22 protein-coding genes and 3 pseudogenes are annotated in these 13,771 nt (G+C 62.1%); 12 read left to right on the top strand and 13 right to left on the bottom strand.

Going from position 1 to position 13,771, the window contains the following annotated elements; translation table 11 throughout:
• Window position 1: 1 nt before the first annotated feature.
• From AC6IW9_RS15160 to AC6IW9_RS15120, 9 genes are read right to left on the bottom strand one after another with little or no spacing between them, the layout of a single operon-like run.
• Window positions 2-322 (bottom strand): XkdD/Y8K6 family phage-associated protein, encoded by a 321-nt coding sequence (locus AC6IW9_RS15160; protein ID WP_497764785.1) that lies wholly within the window; start codon window positions 320-322, stop codon window positions 2-4.
• Window positions 319-561 (bottom strand): hypothetical protein, encoded by a 243-nt coding sequence (locus tag AC6IW9_RS15155; protein WP_497764784.1) that lies wholly within the window; start codon window positions 559-561, stop codon window positions 319-321. The genes AC6IW9_RS15160 and AC6IW9_RS15155 overlap by 4 nt, the downstream gene beginning before the upstream one ends.
• Before the next feature lie 3 nt (window positions 562-564).
• On the bottom strand, window positions 565-858 hold the full coding sequence (locus AC6IW9_RS15150) for a hypothetical protein (protein ID WP_497764782.1): 294 nt from the start codon (window positions 856-858) through the stop codon (window positions 565-567).
• Window positions 859-862: 4 nt separating this feature from the next.
• On the bottom strand, window positions 863-1,324 hold the full coding sequence (locus AC6IW9_RS15145) for a TrmH family RNA methyltransferase (RefSeq protein ID WP_497764781.1): 462 nt from the start codon (window positions 1,322-1,324) through the stop codon (window positions 863-865).
• A 13-nt stretch (window positions 1,325-1,337) separates the two neighbouring features.
• The gene (locus AC6IW9_RS15140; protein ID WP_497764779.1) at window positions 1,338-1,694 is read right to left on the bottom strand and encodes a hypothetical protein; all 357 of its coding nucleotides are present in this window, start codon (window positions 1,692-1,694) and stop codon (window positions 1,338-1,340) included.
• Window positions 1,681-1,986 carry a hypothetical protein gene (locus tag AC6IW9_RS15135; RefSeq protein WP_497764777.1) on the bottom strand — a complete coding sequence of 102 codons (306 nt, stop codon included), beginning with the start codon at window positions 1,984-1,986 and terminating at the stop codon, window positions 1,681-1,683. The genes AC6IW9_RS15140 and AC6IW9_RS15135 overlap by 14 nt, the downstream gene beginning before the upstream one ends.
• A gap of 34 nt (window positions 1,987-2,020) precedes the next feature.
• Window positions 2,021-2,278 (bottom strand): hypothetical protein, encoded by a 258-nt coding sequence (locus AC6IW9_RS15130; protein WP_497764775.1) that lies wholly within the window; start codon window positions 2,276-2,278, stop codon window positions 2,021-2,023.
• Window positions 2,279-2,310: 32 nt separating this feature from the next.
• On the bottom strand, window positions 2,311-2,598 hold the full coding sequence (locus AC6IW9_RS15125; protein WP_497764774.1) for a hypothetical protein: 288 nt from the start codon (window positions 2,596-2,598) through the stop codon (window positions 2,311-2,313).
• 7 nt (window positions 2,599-2,605) lie between these two features.
• Entirely contained in the window at window positions 2,606-2,845 is a 240-nt protein-coding gene (locus tag AC6IW9_RS15120) for a hypothetical protein (protein WP_497764773.1), read from the bottom strand.
• A 228-nt stretch (window positions 2,846-3,073) separates the two neighbouring features.
• Here AC6IW9_RS15120 and AC6IW9_RS15115 point away from each other — a divergent pair, with 228 nt between their 5' ends.
• From AC6IW9_RS15115 to AC6IW9_RS15095, 5 genes and pseudogenes are all read left to right on the top strand, one after another.
• On the top strand, window positions 3,074-3,937 hold the full coding sequence (locus tag AC6IW9_RS15115; protein ID WP_497764770.1) for a helix-turn-helix domain-containing protein: 864 nt from the start codon (window positions 3,074-3,076) through the stop codon (window positions 3,935-3,937).
• 315 nt (window positions 3,938-4,252) lie between these two features.
• A complete protein-coding gene (locus tag AC6IW9_RS15110; RefSeq protein WP_497764768.1) occupies window positions 4,253-4,606 on the top strand; it encodes a single-stranded DNA-binding protein in 354 nt (117 codons plus the stop codon).
• A gap of 86 nt (window positions 4,607-4,692) precedes the next feature.
• A pseudogene (locus AC6IW9_RS15105) lies at window positions 4,693-4,989 on the top strand (transposase); the annotation flags it as partial.
• Window positions 4,990-5,006: 17 nt separating this feature from the next.
• Window positions 5,007-5,342 (top strand): annotated as a pseudogene (locus AC6IW9_RS15100) (transposase); the annotation flags it as partial.
• Window positions 5,343-5,441: 99 nt separating this feature from the next.
• Window positions 5,442-5,744, top strand: a complete 303-nt coding sequence (locus AC6IW9_RS15095) for a hypothetical protein (RefSeq protein ID WP_497764767.1) — start codon at window positions 5,442-5,444, stop codon at window positions 5,742-5,744.
• 585 nt (window positions 5,745-6,329) lie between these two features.
• Here AC6IW9_RS15095 and AC6IW9_RS15090 read toward each other — a convergent pair.
• The gene (locus tag AC6IW9_RS15090; RefSeq protein WP_497764764.1) at window positions 6,330-6,653 is read right to left on the bottom strand and encodes a hypothetical protein; all 324 of its coding nucleotides are present in this window, start codon (window positions 6,651-6,653) and stop codon (window positions 6,330-6,332) included.
• A gap of 241 nt (window positions 6,654-6,894) precedes the next feature.
• Between AC6IW9_RS15090 and tnpA the strand changes: the two genes are divergently transcribed.
• The 3 genes and pseudogenes from tnpA to tnpC all read left to right on the top strand — a co-directional run bounded on the left by tnpA (window position 6,895) and on the right by tnpC (window position 9,338).
• Window positions 6,895-7,302 carry an IS66-like element accessory protein TnpA gene (tnpA, locus tag AC6IW9_RS15085; protein WP_497763764.1) on the top strand — a complete coding sequence of 136 codons (408 nt, stop codon included), beginning with the start codon at window positions 6,895-6,897 and terminating at the stop codon, window positions 7,300-7,302.
• On the top strand, window positions 7,299-7,652 hold the full coding sequence (tnpB, locus tag AC6IW9_RS15080; RefSeq protein ID WP_497763765.1) for an IS66 family insertion sequence element accessory protein TnpB: 354 nt from the start codon (window positions 7,299-7,301) through the stop codon (window positions 7,650-7,652). Before tnpA ends, tnpB begins: the two co-directional genes overlap by 4 nt.
• Before the next feature lie 49 nt (window positions 7,653-7,701).
• A pseudogene (gene tnpC / locus AC6IW9_RS15075) lies at window positions 7,702-9,338 on the top strand (IS66 family transposase).
• Window positions 9,339-9,983: 645 nt separating this feature from the next.
• Here the strand turns inward: tnpC and AC6IW9_RS15070 are convergent.
• The 3 genes from AC6IW9_RS15070 to AC6IW9_RS15060 all read right to left on the bottom strand — a co-directional run bounded on the left by AC6IW9_RS15070 (window position 9,984) and on the right by AC6IW9_RS15060 (window position 11,351).
• On the bottom strand, window positions 9,984-10,139 hold the full coding sequence (locus AC6IW9_RS15070) for a hypothetical protein (RefSeq protein WP_497764763.1): 156 nt from the start codon (window positions 10,137-10,139) through the stop codon (window positions 9,984-9,986).
• Entirely contained in the window at window positions 10,136-10,474 is a 339-nt protein-coding gene (locus tag AC6IW9_RS15065) for a hypothetical protein (RefSeq protein WP_497764761.1), read from the bottom strand. The genes AC6IW9_RS15070 and AC6IW9_RS15065 overlap by 4 nt, the downstream gene beginning before the upstream one ends.
• A 100-nt stretch (window positions 10,475-10,574) precedes the next feature.
• Window positions 10,575-11,351, bottom strand: a complete 777-nt coding sequence (locus AC6IW9_RS15060) for a S24 family peptidase (protein WP_497764759.1) — start codon at window positions 11,349-11,351, stop codon at window positions 10,575-10,577.
• A gap of 386 nt (window positions 11,352-11,737) precedes the next feature.
• On the opposite strand from AC6IW9_RS15060, the gene AC6IW9_RS15055 reads away from it, so the two are divergent.
• The 4 genes from AC6IW9_RS15055 (at window position 11,738) to AC6IW9_RS15040 (ending at window position 13,413) form a co-directional block, all read left to right on the top strand.
• Entirely contained in the window at window positions 11,738-11,956 is a 219-nt protein-coding gene (locus AC6IW9_RS15055) for a hypothetical protein (RefSeq protein WP_497764757.1), read from the top strand.
• A 146-nt stretch (window positions 11,957-12,102) separates the two neighbouring features.
• The gene (locus AC6IW9_RS15050; protein ID WP_497764754.1) at window positions 12,103-12,600 is read left to right on the top strand and encodes a hypothetical protein; all 498 of its coding nucleotides are present in this window, start codon (window positions 12,103-12,105) and stop codon (window positions 12,598-12,600) included.
• Window positions 12,601-12,602: 2 nt separating this feature from the next.
• Window positions 12,603-12,848 carry a hypothetical protein gene (locus tag AC6IW9_RS15045; protein ID WP_497764752.1) on the top strand — a complete coding sequence of 82 codons (246 nt, stop codon included), beginning with the start codon at window positions 12,603-12,605 and terminating at the stop codon, window positions 12,846-12,848.
• Between the two features lie 154 nt (window positions 12,849-13,002).
• Complete coding sequence (locus AC6IW9_RS15040; protein WP_497764749.1) at window positions 13,003-13,413, top strand: hypothetical protein; 411 nt, start codon at window positions 13,003-13,005, stop codon at window positions 13,411-13,413.
• Window positions 13,414-13,771 lie beyond the last annotated feature (358 nt).

Here is a 13,771-nt window from a genome sequence, read left to right as displayed (position 1 = left end):
GTCATGCCTCCCCACGGGCTTTCGCGAGCGCGGCGCGGGCCTTCAAGCGCGCCGCGATCTGCGCTTCCTGTTCGAGGCGTGCAGCGCTGCCGGGCGCGCCGACCGGACGGCTTGTGAACGGATTGAAAACCTCGATAACTTCGGCGAGCGCCTCATAAAGCTCCGGCGCCGCGGCGATCAGAAGGCCATTTGCACGGATTATCTCGTCATCGTGATGCGCGAGTTGCGCAATCGCGGTCCCTTCGTTCGATACGACGTGCGAGCAGAGCAGCGCGCCGTCCGTGCGCGTCGGAAAATTTGCTCGCCGCACTTTCATCTTCATCGCGCCGCTCCATCGAACTTCGCGTAGGCGGCGAGCGCGTCTTCGACGCCCGCCCAGCACGGATCATCGATCGACCCGAGATCGCCGCCGGCCCATGCCGCGCATGTCCTGGAGCCGACGCAGAACGTGCCGTTGTGCTCGCTCTCCGTACTCAGGCAGATCGCGTGGATGACCGAGCCACGGGCCTCGGCAATCATTTCCGACCAGTAGCGACAAGTCTGACAGTGCTGCCTCGACATCGACTATTCCCCCATGACTTTGGCGTGATCGGCCAAGACGAATCGCCGATGCGCGAGTCCGACCATCACAGCGACAAGATCGTCTCGCTCCTTTCGCAGCCGCGCGCCAGCGAAGGGCGGAAGCGGGTAGTCGAGCACATCATCGACCTCCGTCATCACTTCGCGCTGGTCGCCATCGGCGAGAGCGCGGTCGAACAGGAAGCGGCACAGATGGTAATAGGCGCGCGCTTCTGTTTCGGCGGCGAGCAGCACCTGCCGGCGAGGCATGAATTCGAGAATGACTGCTGTCGTAGACATTGCGTCACTCCGCAGCCTGCTGAGCCACAGCGCCCCGGCGCGCCTTGGCCATCCGATCGTAAAGGACGACATTCACCGTGGCCGCGAGGTTCATGCAGATCACGGTCGGGATGTAGACCCTGTGCGAGCACCATTCGGTGATCGGACGGCCCAGCGTCCCGTCCTCAGGGCCGAAGACGTAGAAGGCGCGTTTCGGATGCGGGAATTCGCGCAGATCGCACGCGCCATCGATGAGATCGACAGCAACGGGACCCATGTCGAAGGGGATAAGGTCGCGCATGTTCTCCCCGCGCATGACAGGGATGATGCGCTGGGCCTTGCTCGTGTTCGTGCCGGCACGGATCATCTTGCCTGTGCACCGGTCGCCGGCGATAGCGACCAGCGACGCGCCGTAGGCGTGCGCGGCGCGCAGGACGCCGCCGACATTCGCGGCGTCTTTGGGGCGGACCAAGCCGATCGCGCACATGCCGGGCATCTTCTCACTCCGCCGCGTCAGGAAGCGCCTGGCGCGCCTCGGCGCGCACCTCGGCGACGCCGCGCTCGATATCGACGAGCAACCGTTCGATGTCGTCCGAACCCAGATCCGCGACGAGTCGCTTGATGATCGGAGCCGGGATATTGACGCAGCGGGCCGCCCACTCGAGGCGATGCTGCGGCTGCTGTGCGATGCACGAGAACGACTCCCGCATCGTCGAGTAAAACTGCTCAACGACGGCCTCGAGCTTATGACGGGCCTTCGCCATCTCGGCAGGAAGGCCGGGCGCCAGGAAATCGATGACATCAAGTTCGGCGGTTTCGCGTTCCACCTGCTGTCGAAATGTCTCATGTGATTGCATCGTCGTTTACTCCGCGGCCTGCATCATCTTCGACGCGCTCTTCGCAGCATTTCGCGCTCCCCTCGACCAGCCTCGCGCTCAGAGCGATCGAGAGTTCCGAAAGCTCGAACGCCGAGAGCTGCGTCGGGCGGGTTGCATCGCTGCCGTTGCACGACGCCCAATCCGAGAGCCGGCGCTCGGCGCGATCGACAGCGCGGATGTTCTTCTCGATCTCACGCGCCCTCTCCGCATGGTCCGCGATCGTCGCGAGATGGCGATCGAACCTCGCCAGCGCGTCCTTCACTCTGCTCATTCCTGATCCTCCGCAAAGCGCAGAGTGCGAACGGTCACGCCGTCACGGTGAACGATCGCGCTGTTGTCGCAACGGCGGTGATCGCGTTGCCGAGTGCGTCACGACGCCGACGCTCGTAGATGATCGCGGCCGGCAAGTGCGCAGCGATCTCCGGAGGCGAAAAGCCAGCCTGCACCGCCGCGAGTTTCGCGATGCCGGGAATGTCGATGTTTTGAAAAGGCCGCAGGGTCTTCGCCATCGCCGAGACGGTCGAATCCTGGATGAGATGATGGGAGGTCATCAGGCGCTCCACTGTCCGTTCGCGTCGGGGCGCGCCCCTGCTGTTCACGCCACTTTGTCGAGAATCTTCTTCGCGACGGTCTCGAGCTCGATGTGAGCGTTCTCGGCTTGCGGAAGCGCGGCGCGCTCTGCTCTTCGACGCTCGATCTCCGCAGCAAAGGCGATGATCGCGTCGGCGCGTTCCTCATGGTTCCCGCGCAGCACGTCATCGACCTGCTCAGGCGAGAGGCGACTCGCGTAGCGGAAGTTCAGCGCGATCTCGTAGACGCGGCAGTCTTCCGCTGTGTCGAACTGATTGCCGTCTTCGGCTTCGTAGACAGTCTTCGGTTTCATGGCGTCCTCACTCCGCTGCAATGGCGTAGACTTGCGTGGTGGTCTCTTCGTCGGAAAACACGAGCAGCGGGCACGACCGCTCCCACCAGCCCCGCTCGGCGTAGTAGCGATGGGACTTCGCGTTCGCCCAGGCGCGGCGCATTTCGTCGGCGATGGAAGCTTGCGGGGAGCCGCGCTTCAGGGCCGCGCGGTAATTGGCCCAAGCCTCGGCGAGGATCGCTGATCGGTTGAAGCTGACTTTCGTCATCGTCCTCTCCATCGCCGGCGAGTGGCTCGCGTTCGGCCGATGGAGGGGAGTGTTACGCTAAAAAAAGCGCACGTCAAGCAGAAGGCGCTAAAAATAGCTTATGATGGGCGGAATGCGCGCGTGCGGGATATCGCGCGATCAAATTCGGGCGTAGAAACAAAACGAGCCCCGCCGCGGGTCGCAACCGCGGCGGGGCTCTTACCTATCGACCAACAGGAGCTTGGACGAGTGGCTGGTGACGATGATAACGGTGCGCGCCCTCGGCGAGCAAGGCTCTCAAAAGACGAACTGGCCGCTACCCGAAAGGTGCTCGACGCATGGCTTTATCGCGCGGCACGTGACCGGAGATTGAAGCCTGCGGCATTTCGCGTCGCTTATGTCCTCACGGCCTATGTGGACTGGAAGACGCTCGGCGGAGCCTATCCAGAACAGAAGACCATCGCCCGTGAAGCGCACCTGACGGAAAAGACTGTCCGCTGCGCGTTGAGCGATCTGGAGGATTGCGGCTATATCTCGTCGAGGGCGCGCCACAATAACTCAAAGATTTACAGCATTATACCGGTTGACCAAGGGGAAAAATTTACCGCCGCAGAGCCGGTAAAAATTACCGGTGGAAGCGGTAAAAAACGACCGCCTAACGAGATTCAGTACCGAGATCATTTTAACGAGAGCGCCGTCGAGGCGGGCGCTTGCGCGCCCGCCCCTCCGTCGCAGGGCACGGGTGCGGAAAGACTCGGAGTAGAAGCCGACGAGAAGAAACCGCCCTCTCGGTTCGATTCCCGCCCTTCATCCGCCGGCTCGCTCTCTCGCCTGCCGGCTCGCTCGCCGGCGGAAGAGGAAACCTCCCCAGACTCGGAAGCTACCGGGCACGAATCGCTGGACCTTGGACCAGCGTACGAGGGCGACAGAGAGCCGTCGTACCCAGAAGCTGAAGCCAACAGAGCTTCCGGGACTCCAGCGCCATTCGAAATCGATCTGTCTGACGAGCAGGACGACTTGTCGCCCGAAGATCGGGAACGCCAGCTCGAAAAAGAACGCCGAGAGGAGGAGAGAGACGCCGCATTGGCGCAACGCCGCGCACTCAGGCGGTAAGCTTGCCCTCAGACGAGCTACGGTGGCCGCTGAATGGGGTTACGCTGTGTTCAGCTACCCCTTTTGTCCCTTTGTGGTAGCGCAGAGCTCGCTAAAGCTCCTCAGCGCCCCCTGGCCTCGTAAATGAACGATCCGTTAATCCGGCCATCATATCGGGGCGGCGCGCGCCTATTGGATAGGCCAGCTACCCAGATAGCACAGAGCGGCTGAATCGCGTCAGCGGCCACCGCAGGCCTTCCCAATAGCCCGCCGGCTGCCATACAGTGCTATCGACGTTGGCAGGCGCGCGAGTCCTCGACAATGGCAACAGTTCTGGTGACCGGCGATCTCTACGGTGAGCCCCGCAAGGCGATTTCCAAGAGCGGGAACCCGTACCTCACGGCGACCGTGCGAGAACGAGTCGGGACCGCGACACGATGGTGGCGCGTGTTCGTCTTCCCGGAGGAGATCCAGACCGAGCTGGACGGCCTCGGCGACGGCGATTCGGTATCTGTCCGAGGCGAAATGCAGGCCGAAATCTTCGAGGGCCGAGGGGGCGAACCACGGCTCTCGCTGTCGATCATGGCGAGCGCGCTTGTCGCGCTCCGCCGGCCAGGAAAGCGTAGGGCACGACGTCATGACAGAGCGCAGGACGGCGGCGCCGACATATCGCCGCTCTATGCCGGATAGGCGAGTAGGGTCGTAGGGCGCGCGGGCGCGCTTAACGCGCCCGCCCTGGCGCCTACCAGCGTACTGATCTCTCAGATTCTGGAGTTCTGGCGCCGACGCTCCGCGCAGGAGAGATCGTGGTGCTGGACAATGTGAGCACCCACAAGGTCGCGGGCGTGCGGGAGGCGATCGGAGCGAAAGGCGCGAAGGTGCTTTATCTTCCGCCTTATTCGCCGGACTTCAATCCGATCGAAAAATCTTTCTCGAAGATCAAGTCGGTTCTCCAGCGCATCGCGGCGCGCACCGTCGATGCGCTCGACGCCGCGGTCGCACACGCCCTGCAAAGCGTCTCGCCGAGCGAATGCGCGAATTACTTCGCCGCATCCGGCTATGATGCAGCTTGATCGGATTCCGCTCTAGCGCGACCGTTCACGCTGACGAGGCCCTTCATTGGGATTGGCGGCATGCGCTCTATCTGACGAAGCGCATCAATCATGAGCACGCCTATTCCGAGGATGGCGCTTGCACGAATCAAGCGGGGAGCTTCTTCTCTCGTCTCCGTCGCGCCGAGATCGGCACTCACCACCATATCGCTGGCCCGTATGTTGCTGGCTATTCGCGCGAGATGGCGTGGCGCGAGGATCACCGCCGCGTTTCGAATGGTGAGCAGTATCTCATGATTACGTCGGCGGCCCTGGCTCATCCGGTGTCCCGACAATGGAAAGGATATTGGCAACGTGCAAATTGTGCGAATTGAATCAATGTGTTGTCCAGCAGCCGCGCTTGACATTTAAAAATTGTAACATATATTTGCCGGGCACCGTTCCGTCCTCTTTCCCACCAAGAGGGTCATATTATGCGCAGTATCAACGTGCTAGAAACAGACGGGAAGAGGTTCCCTCCCGCTGCTTATATGGTGATCGCCGTCGGCGTGATAGCCGTAGCCTTAGGCGCCGCCGTCTCGTATTCTGTCGGCAATGGCGGCCCCAATGCACAAACGCTTATCCTCGGGGCGCTCGTCGCCGTGGTGATCGCTACCTTTGTCACCGCGCTTGGCTCCCAACTAGATCGTAAGCGGTCTAAAGATAGGCGCGACTATCTTGAGTTTGTCGCTGAGGCAGAAAAGAATATCAGGAATTCATCAAAGCCTAAACAGTAATCCCCACACATAGACATCAGTGCAACATGGGTAACATTCCTGATCTAAAAAGCGCCGAAGCAATTGCCGCATACACAATAGCCAACCCGATTGGCTCAATGACAATGGAGGAGATTGATGCTGAGCGCGATCACTGGCGTGATCTCCTCCTCTTCAGAGCGTGGGAAGAAAATAGAATCCAGGCTAAGACCGCGAACGATCCGGATCAGAATAAACAGATAATACGATGGGGCGGATTGACATTGGCCGCTTTAGGTGTGCCAGCGTGTTTCGCTGCGTTCTGGGTTGGATTCTGCATAGCTGTTGGCGGCGTATGCCTATCAGTATGGGGTATAGCATCCGAAACGGCTGAAGAAGCGAACAGGGCGCACGACCGTAAGGCATTCAAAATAGCCTATCAAAGATGGGAAGACCTTAATAATATATATCATTAGTATATATGCTCATATTTCAGCGCGAGCCCAAACGATATTCCCCCGCGCTCCGACCGTGCCGCGGACCAGCCCCTCGCCTTTGAGGATGCGGAGCGCCTTTGAAACCCGCTTTGTATGCTCGCCTAGGAGCGTCCTGTCCCGTGGATCCATCTCATTGACGCTCAGGATGGCTCTGGCAATGTCCCGGCTTGAAAGAGGCTCTTTGGCCGTGCGCAGTTCGTCTAGGATGGCTCGGGTATAAGTTCCCCACGCCCCCGAAGAGCACTTGGCGCTTCTGGCGCGACATTGCGGCGTCGAGATCGCCTGAGTAGCCGAGGGTTCCAAGAACCCGGTCTATGGCGCCGATGTCGTTCTTGATCTCGGCGAGCCTATCCCTGATTCGCTCGGCTTCATTGAAGAGGTCGGCGCGCTTGACGAGCAAGCCGGAGATCATGTGTTCGAAGGTCTCGCTTCGGGCGGGCTTGACCACGCTCATTGTCGACCCTCCCGTAATGCCCGGCATACGTTGCGCTCCAGCGCGTCCTTCTCTGCGGCTTCGCGCTCCTCTTGCCAGCGCATGTTCTCTGGGGCGTCCAGGCCGCCAGCGCATATCGGCTCGTCATGATCGATGACGAAGCGTAAGCGCCGTTGCGACCCCATTGATTCTTCGGGTTCGGAAGGATTTTCGGATGTGAGATTCTTCTGAGGGACAGCCATGTCTCTGGAAGGATCCGAAGATGAACGAGAATGCGACGATCGAAACGGCTTTTGGCGCAGGATTTGTCGGACGTGTGGATTTTCGTCGTTCACGTTCGGGCAATCGGCTGTGGTCGAAGGAGCTGAAGGGCCGGATCGTACGAGAGAGTCTCGCGCCTGGAGCGCGCGTCGCCGACGTGGCCCGCAAATATCGGATATGCGCGCAGCAATTGACGCAGTGGCGCCGCCAGGCGCGCACCGGGCGGCTCGCGCTGGTGACCGACGGTCCCGCGGAGTTCGTGGAGATCGAGCTCGAGCAGCCCTCCGTTCGTAACGAGAGCGATGCGAAGATCGAGATCGTCGTCGGCAAGGTCGTGTTACGGCTGGATCAGGACACCGCGTCGACGCGCATCGCCGAGATCATGACGGCGCTGGAGCGCGGCGCGTGATCATTCCGTCGCAAGGGTTGCGGATCGTGCTCGCCGTGCGTCCCGTCGATTTCCGCTGCGGGCATGACGCGCTGGCCGCTCTCGTGCAAAACAAGCTCGGACTCGATCCGCATTCCGGGCTCATCGTCGTGTTCCGCTCGAAGCGAATGGATCGCTTGAAGATTTTGCTGTGGGACGGAACCGGACTCGTGCTCGTCTACAAGCGTCTCGGCGATAGCCGCTTTTCTTGGCCGCAGATCAGCGACGGCGTCCTGCAATTGAGCCGGGTGCAATTCGAAGCTCTATTCGACGGGCTCAACTGGAAGCGCGTCGGCGAGCGGATCGTGGCGACGCCGACCGCGGCGAACTGATCGCAACTTCGGCTTCATTCGGCGCCTCGCTTGCGATAGATTCGCCGACGTGACGCCGAGCTTCGATCCCTCCAGACTCGCAGAGCTGCCTGCCGAACTACGCGCATTGTTCGAAGCTCAGCGCGCCATGCTCGAAGCCGAACGCATCCGCGCCGATCATGAGCTCGCCGCGCGCCTTCACACCGAGAGCGAGCTCGCAGCGTCGAAGGAGACGGTCGAACGTCTGCAATTGCTCGTCAAGGAATATGAACGCGCGCGTTTCGGCAAGCGTTCGGAGAAACTCGATCCCGATCAGTTACAGCTCGTTCTGGAAGATATCGAGATCGCCATTGCCGAAGTCCAGGAGCGGGAAGACGATCGCGCGCGCCGCTCGGGGCGCCCGGCGACCAGGGAGCGCGCCGCCCGCGCCGCGCGCGCCTTTCCTGCTCATCTGCCGCGCGTCGAGCGCGTGATCGAGCCAGAAAGCCTCGCCTGTCCCTGCGGCTGCGGCCTGATGGTTCGGATCGGCGAGGACCGCTCCAGCCGCCTCGACGTGACGCCGGCGCAATATCGCGTCATCGAGACCGTGCGGCCCCGCTACGCCTGTCCGACAGGATGCGCGGGCGTCGCCCAGGCGCCGGCTCCTGCGCATCTGATCGAGGGCGGCGTTCCCACCGAGGCGCTGCTGGCGCAAGTGGCGGTCGCCAAGTTCAGCGAGCACATGCCGCTCTACCGTCAATCGCAGGTCTTCGCGCGCCACAGGATCATGCTCGACCGCGCCGTTCTGGCCGATTGGATGGGAACGACGGCCTTCCACCTCGCGCCGATCGTCGAGCGCATGAGCGCGCTGATGAAGCTGTCCGGCCGTCTATTCATGGACGAGACTCGGGCGCCGGTTCTCGATCCCGGCCGCGGCCGGACGAAAACTGGCTATCTCTGGGCGGTTCTGCGCGACGACCGCGGGCACGGCGGCGCCGATCCGCCGATCGTGGTCTATCATTACGCGCCGGGTCGCAGCGGCGAGCACGCCGAGCGGATGCTCGAAGGATTCGACGGCGTTCTCCAGGTCGACGGCTATGGCGGCTATCATCGTCTGGCGCGCGCCGAGCGCAAAGGTGGCGCCCCACTGCGGCTCGCCTGGTGTTGGAGCCATGGCAGGCGCGAGATCATCGCCGCCACGCCGAAAGCGGGCTCGCCCATCGCCGAGGCGATCCTGGCGCGCATCGCCGCGCTCTATGCGATCGAGGCGGACATCCGGGGCAAAGAGGCGCCGATCCGGCAGAGCGTTCGCGCCGAGCGGTCGCGGCCTCTTGTCGTCGAGCTCGAAGAGTTTTTGCGCGCCAGGCCGCTCGCCTCTCCGGCCGCAGCGACATGGGCAAGGCGGTCGCCTATCTTCTGAATCATTGGGCCGGGCTGACCCTGTTCCTCGACGATGGACGCGTCGAGATGGACACCAACCTCGTCGAAAATCAGATTCGGCCGCTGACTCTCACGCGCAAGAATGCGTTATTCGCGGGGCACGATGAAGGTGGACGTTCCTGGTCACGTCTCGCTTCGCTCATTGCGACATGCAAGTTGAACAGCGTCGATCCCTATGCCTGGATGAAGGCGACGCTCGAGGCGATCGCCGATGGCCATCCGCAGTCGCGCATCGACGAGCTGATGCCCTGGGCCTTCAAATCCTCGTCGCCGACGCCAGCCGCCTGATCGCTCACCATTGCGCTGAACCAATCGCTGACAAAGCTTTGCGCCAAAGGCTTGCAATGCCTTGTCGCAACGAATTGCAAGCTATTCTTCCATTCCAGCGGCAATGGGACGACAACGGCGCTTACGACGAAGCCAGGGCAAGGGCCAGTCGTGAGGCCCGTGGACGGGCATGGATGATCTCGGCGAAAGGCGGAGCGAGCATAACCGTTCCGAGGCTGGCGGGCGTCGGTGGCGCTCAGAAACGCGGTCGATATGGCAGCGATAGCGAGAAAGCAGCGGGTCATGCGCAATTATCGCATAACCGTTGTGCTTCAGATAGATAGCTTAAGGTGCGCTTGCTACATAATGCCGGGCAAGCGCGACGCCGCCATCGGCGGGCGTCTCAGCGACCACGGATATCTGCCGGTCCTTGTAGCCGGGCTTGCTGAAGAGCACAGCGAAATAACTGCTCCTCTCTTGTTGAGCTATCTGCTTTTCAAAGTTTAGAGAAATCGGAAGAGCGCAGCAGCGACCCAGCCGGCGATCAGCGAGAGCCATAGGACAGCGCCCCGCCAATCATACCGCTCGCGAAGAGGTCGCCGCCGCCATTCGCGCTCGAAGTCCTCGTCTCGATTATGTTGCCCGCGCCAGCCCATCGACGCCCTTTCACATCTGGCAGTCCTTCGCCGCCCTGGGCGATTGGAGAGAGGTCACGGCCCATATTGAATAGTCGCGGCCTACTTGCGCTTTTTTCAGGTTATTGTCGGAGGCGACGATGATTGGTTGCGGCACCGTAATGCCGTGTGCCGCCAGCACGCTCATGAGAAAGTCAGCCCGACTTTCGAGCACATTTCCACGGTGACGTCGCGGCCAATGTTTGTTGCACGATACCAACTACCGCCAATGGAAACGAGCTTGAAGGCCCCCGTCGGAGAATCCGCGACCGCGTAGAATGGTTCCGCGCCGACATATCCGCCATAGGAATTCTTCGCATTCACGAATCCACATGCGTGAATGGTAATGCCATCGGTGGTTGCCGCGAGCGACTCCCCAAACCTCGCCGACTCCGGGTCCTTGAGGCCGTTCGCAACGTCCTTTTTGAGACGATCAAGTTGCGCTGGAGATAGTTTGGTTGGCCGTAGCGTGACTGTTGGCAAATTGTTTTCCGTGCGTCTGCACGCGCCAAGCGCAGAAACAGAAAGAACTACGCACAAAACACGCGCAGATACTCTTGGAAGCATGAGACCCTCGCTTTTTCTATAATTTTGTTATCCTTCCAGCGACGCGCCCAATTATCTCCACCTGATCGCCATCTAGGATTAGCTCAAACGGTTCATACTTCGGGTTCGATGATCGGCAGACGATTCTTGGCGGGTCGCTATTCCTGATGAGCTGGACATGCTTCACAATGATGCTGTCGCCGTCACGGATCGCGAAAATAGCGTCTTGTTTCGGGTCTCTGTTCGATCGGTCGATCAGAACGCGATCGCCTGGAACGAGGTCGGGAAGCATCGAGGGGCCGTCGATCGCGATGATGTCTGTGAAAGCCGTCGAGAGGCGCATCTCGCCCTTGAGCCATGACTCGGGAAGCACCCATTCTGCCTTGACCCGGATCTTGCCGGCGTCTTCCTCGTTACCTGGGAGCGCATAGCCGCCGCCATAGGAGGCGCCGGCGCGGAGGTCGAACTCTCGGACCGCCCCTGGCGCTGGCGACGTTCTCTTTGCGCTTTCCGCAGCCGCTTCCCCTGGCGGATGCTGCTCGGCTTGGTCTGGGTCGAAACTGCCTACGATTCGAAGCCTTCGGCGCGACGCTTCGTCGCCCAGAAGCAGCCATTCCTCAGTGGTTTCCAGGACAGGGGCCAAGGCGCTCAACGTCTTTCCACGAGGCGACTCCGAATCTCCGGCGAAGATGTTCTTGATGGCGGAAGGACTCAGCCCTGCCTCGAGTGACGCGGCGCGCGCGCTTTTATTCACCGCAGCCAACCGGCTTTGGATACGCTGCGCGAGCGGGGAGAATTTCTTCTTCGTCACCATCGCAAGATAATTCGCACGCGCTGCGCGGGTGGTGTGAGCGCTATTTTTAGCGTTGACGACGGGCTACTTTTAGCCCATCATGCGTTCATGACCCTGATCGAACAGCTCTGCCTCATTGCAGAGACCTACCGCCAGGCCCGCAGGATCTCCGTGTCCCGCGTTTCAACGCTCGTCTTCGGCGACGGGATCAAGCTCAGCGCCATCCGAGAGCGCGGGGCCGATTTGACCACTGCGCGCTACGAGCAGTCGCTCCGCTGGTTCTCCGAGAATTGGCCGGAAGGAGCCGAATGGCCCGCCGGCGTCACGCGCCCTGTGTCAGCGCCGCAAGACACCCCCATTCCTACTATCGCGACTGCCCCCTCCCCTTTCACTTCGGAGCCGGCCTGATGCCCCGCGCCGATGCGCCATTAAGTAGCGAGATCGCTGCCGTGGAGGCCGGGCCCGACGGTTCTCTGATCCTCGAGTTCAGATCAGCCGGCGGCGAGTTCGATGCGCTGCGGCTGTCTCCGGAGGAAGCGGACAAGCTCTCGCGCATGTTGGGCATGCGCGCCGCTGCGCCGTTCCGGATGGAGTTCGGCGCGCAAGACGGAGAGCGCGCGCAATGACCCTTTCCCGTCGATCCGTTCTCTTCGCGCCCGTCGCACTCTCCGCTGCCAGCGTTGCGCAGCGATCGGGCGCGCAGACCGCGGAAGCGCTCGGCTACGGTTTCCGAAAGCGGCTGCGGCCCTACTATGTCTCGGAGTTTCGGAACGTGACATGGGCGCCGCTCGACGCGGTGAAGCCGTTCCATATTTTCTCGACCGACATCCCCCTCACGTCACTGGACGCTGCCTCGCGACTTCCTCAAATCGGCGATCAGCGCGAGAGCGCTGTCGCGGATCGCATTGCTCGCCGCGCCGGCGGGGTCGCTCGCTATGACGGCCGCAGCGGCCATCCGGTCGATTTTGATGATCAAGGCGCCGACCGCGTGGTCGGCCTCGTGGGGGTCGTCGACGAGAATGTAATCGATCAGAGCGCGCAGCAAGAGCCGCGTTCCGGCGAGCTTGACGGCGAGCGGGTTCGGCGTCCTTCGCTTTCCCTTCGATATTTTCGTCATCTCAAAAACTCCGTCGTGGGTGTGACGACCGCGATGGTGGCGGCGGTCGGGTGGATTGGCAAGTTCTCCCGGCCGCCGCGTCTCGCGATCGCGCTCGCGCATCTCGTCATCATCGCGCTGATGGTCACCGCATTCGCGCTCGGGAAGGATTGATCGTGGCGTATCTGCCGAGCCTCAAACAGCGCATGGCGGACGCGCTCGCCGGTCTCGACGAGGAGCAGTTCGCCGATCCGAGCGAGCGCTTGCTGGCCTATTTCGCCGCGGGCATGGCGGACGATGTGACGGCGCTCGAGCGCGCGGTGTTCCAGGACGTCGATTCCTGGGCGCAGCAGAGCGAGAGACGGCGCCGCGCGACCGAATGCCACGCACGCGAAATCGCAGAAGGACCGATCGATGAATGATGTCCCGCCGTTTATCCGACTCTTCGCCGCGCTCGCGGCGGTCATGTTCATCGTCGGGATGGCTGGCGCGCGGCACTTCGCGCCGGTTTCGCCGTGAACTTCGCTGCCGGCGCCCGGCGAGAAGCGCGCCATTCCATTGGAGGTCGGTCACGATATGACGAGCATCGACGACGCCAGCGCTATGGCGAAGATCAGAGAAGCCGTGGAAGGCAAGACGCGGGCCGAGGCCGCAGCGGAACTCGGCGTCAGCGAAGGCGTCCTCGCAAACGCGCTGAGCGTATTGCGCAAGGCCGGCGCCGACATCGCCACGAAGCGCATGTCCGGCGCCGGCGGAAAGCCGAGGTTCGACACCGCGGCTGTGGAGAAATTGTTCGACGCGAAGGTCGAGGTGCCGCAGATCGCGGCCTATGTCGGCGCCAAGACGACGCGGGTCTACGCCTATCTCCGGAAGATCGGCCGTATCGGCGCGTCGACTCCGCTCGACGAAGCGCTGAAGACGCTCGGCCTGCCGGCTGTTGTGGGCGAGACCGAACACGCCGTCGCCGAGCAGAAGCAGGCAGCGTGACATGCCGTCGTCGCTCCGCGCGCGAGACATAGCGGATCCGGCCGCGCGCAACGGCGGCGCGCATGTGAATTCGCGCGAGAGCGCAATCGAAAAGCCCTCCCATGCACCACGCGGTTCCACCTCTTTCCGCGCCGGGCATGCGTGGGTTGGGGGAGCGGCGGGAACGAATGGAAGGCCGCCCTCCCCCACCAATTCGCTCGCAAGAGCGCCAGAGCTTCGCGTGGTTGTTCTGCTCTCTCGCCGCGCGAAGGAGCCCTCTTTGGGCGTTTCCTCCCAAAACTGCCGGCGGGCGTTCCCGCGCTCGCCGGTTCTTTTGGAGGCCGGTTTCGATCTTTCGATGATGCGGGCGTCCTCAGCG

Source organism: Methylosinus sp. shoA (genome assembly GCF_059718125.1).
The sequence above is the reverse complement of the archived record's forward strand: the minus strand, read 5'-3'. Positions and strand labels throughout refer to the sequence as shown.

Excerpts from the sequence above, each read along its gene's own strand:
- AC6IW9_RS15135 (WP_497764777.1), bottom strand. The coding sequence starts at position 1,986 with ATGAGCAGAGTGAAGGACGCGCTGGCGAGGTTCGATCGCCATCTCGCG.
- AC6IW9_RS15060 (WP_497764759.1), bottom strand. The coding sequence starts at position 11,351 with ATGGTGACGAAGAAGAAATTCTCCCCGCTCGCGCAGCGTATCCAAAGC.
- AC6IW9_RS15070 (WP_497764763.1), bottom strand. The coding sequence starts at position 10,139 with ATGAGCGTGCTGGCGGCACACGGCATTACGGTGCCGCAACCAATCATC.
- AC6IW9_RS15120 (WP_497764773.1), bottom strand. The coding sequence starts at position 2,845 with ATGACGAAAGTCAGCTTCAACCGATCAGCGATCCTCGCCGAGGCTTGG.
- AC6IW9_RS15095 (WP_497764767.1), top strand. The coding sequence starts at position 5,442 with ATGCGCAGTATCAACGTGCTAGAAACAGACGGGAAGAGGTTCCCTCCC.
- AC6IW9_RS15090 (WP_497764764.1), bottom strand. The coding sequence starts at position 6,653 with ATGAGCGTGGTCAAGCCCGCCCGAAGCGAGACCTTCGAACACATGATC.
- AC6IW9_RS15160 (WP_497764785.1), bottom strand. The coding sequence starts at position 322 with ATGAAGATGAAAGTGCGGCGAGCAAATTTTCCGACGCGCACGGACGGC.
- AC6IW9_RS15040 (WP_497764749.1), top strand. The coding sequence starts at position 13,003 with ATGACGAGCATCGACGACGCCAGCGCTATGGCGAAGATCAGAGAAGCC.
- AC6IW9_RS15155 (WP_497764784.1), bottom strand. The coding sequence starts at position 561 with ATGTCGAGGCAGCACTGTCAGACTTGTCGCTACTGGTCGGAAATGATT.
- AC6IW9_RS15055 (WP_497764757.1), top strand. The coding sequence starts at position 11,738 with ATGCCCCGCGCCGATGCGCCATTAAGTAGCGAGATCGCTGCCGTGGAG.
- AC6IW9_RS15125 (WP_497764774.1), bottom strand. The coding sequence starts at position 2,598 with ATGAAACCGAAGACTGTCTACGAAGCCGAAGACGGCAATCAGTTCGAC.
- AC6IW9_RS15150 (WP_497764782.1), bottom strand. The coding sequence starts at position 858 with ATGTCTACGACAGCAGTCATTCTCGAATTCATGCCTCGCCGGCAGGTG.
- AC6IW9_RS15140 (WP_497764779.1), bottom strand. The coding sequence starts at position 1,694 with ATGCAATCACATGAGACATTTCGACAGCAGGTGGAACGCGAAACCGCC.
- AC6IW9_RS15145 (WP_497764781.1), bottom strand. The coding sequence starts at position 1,324 with ATGTGCGCGATCGGCTTGGTCCGCCCCAAAGACGCCGCGAATGTCGGC.
- tnpA (WP_497763764.1), top strand. The coding sequence starts at position 6,895 with ATGAACGAGAATGCGACGATCGAAACGGCTTTTGGCGCAGGATTTGTC.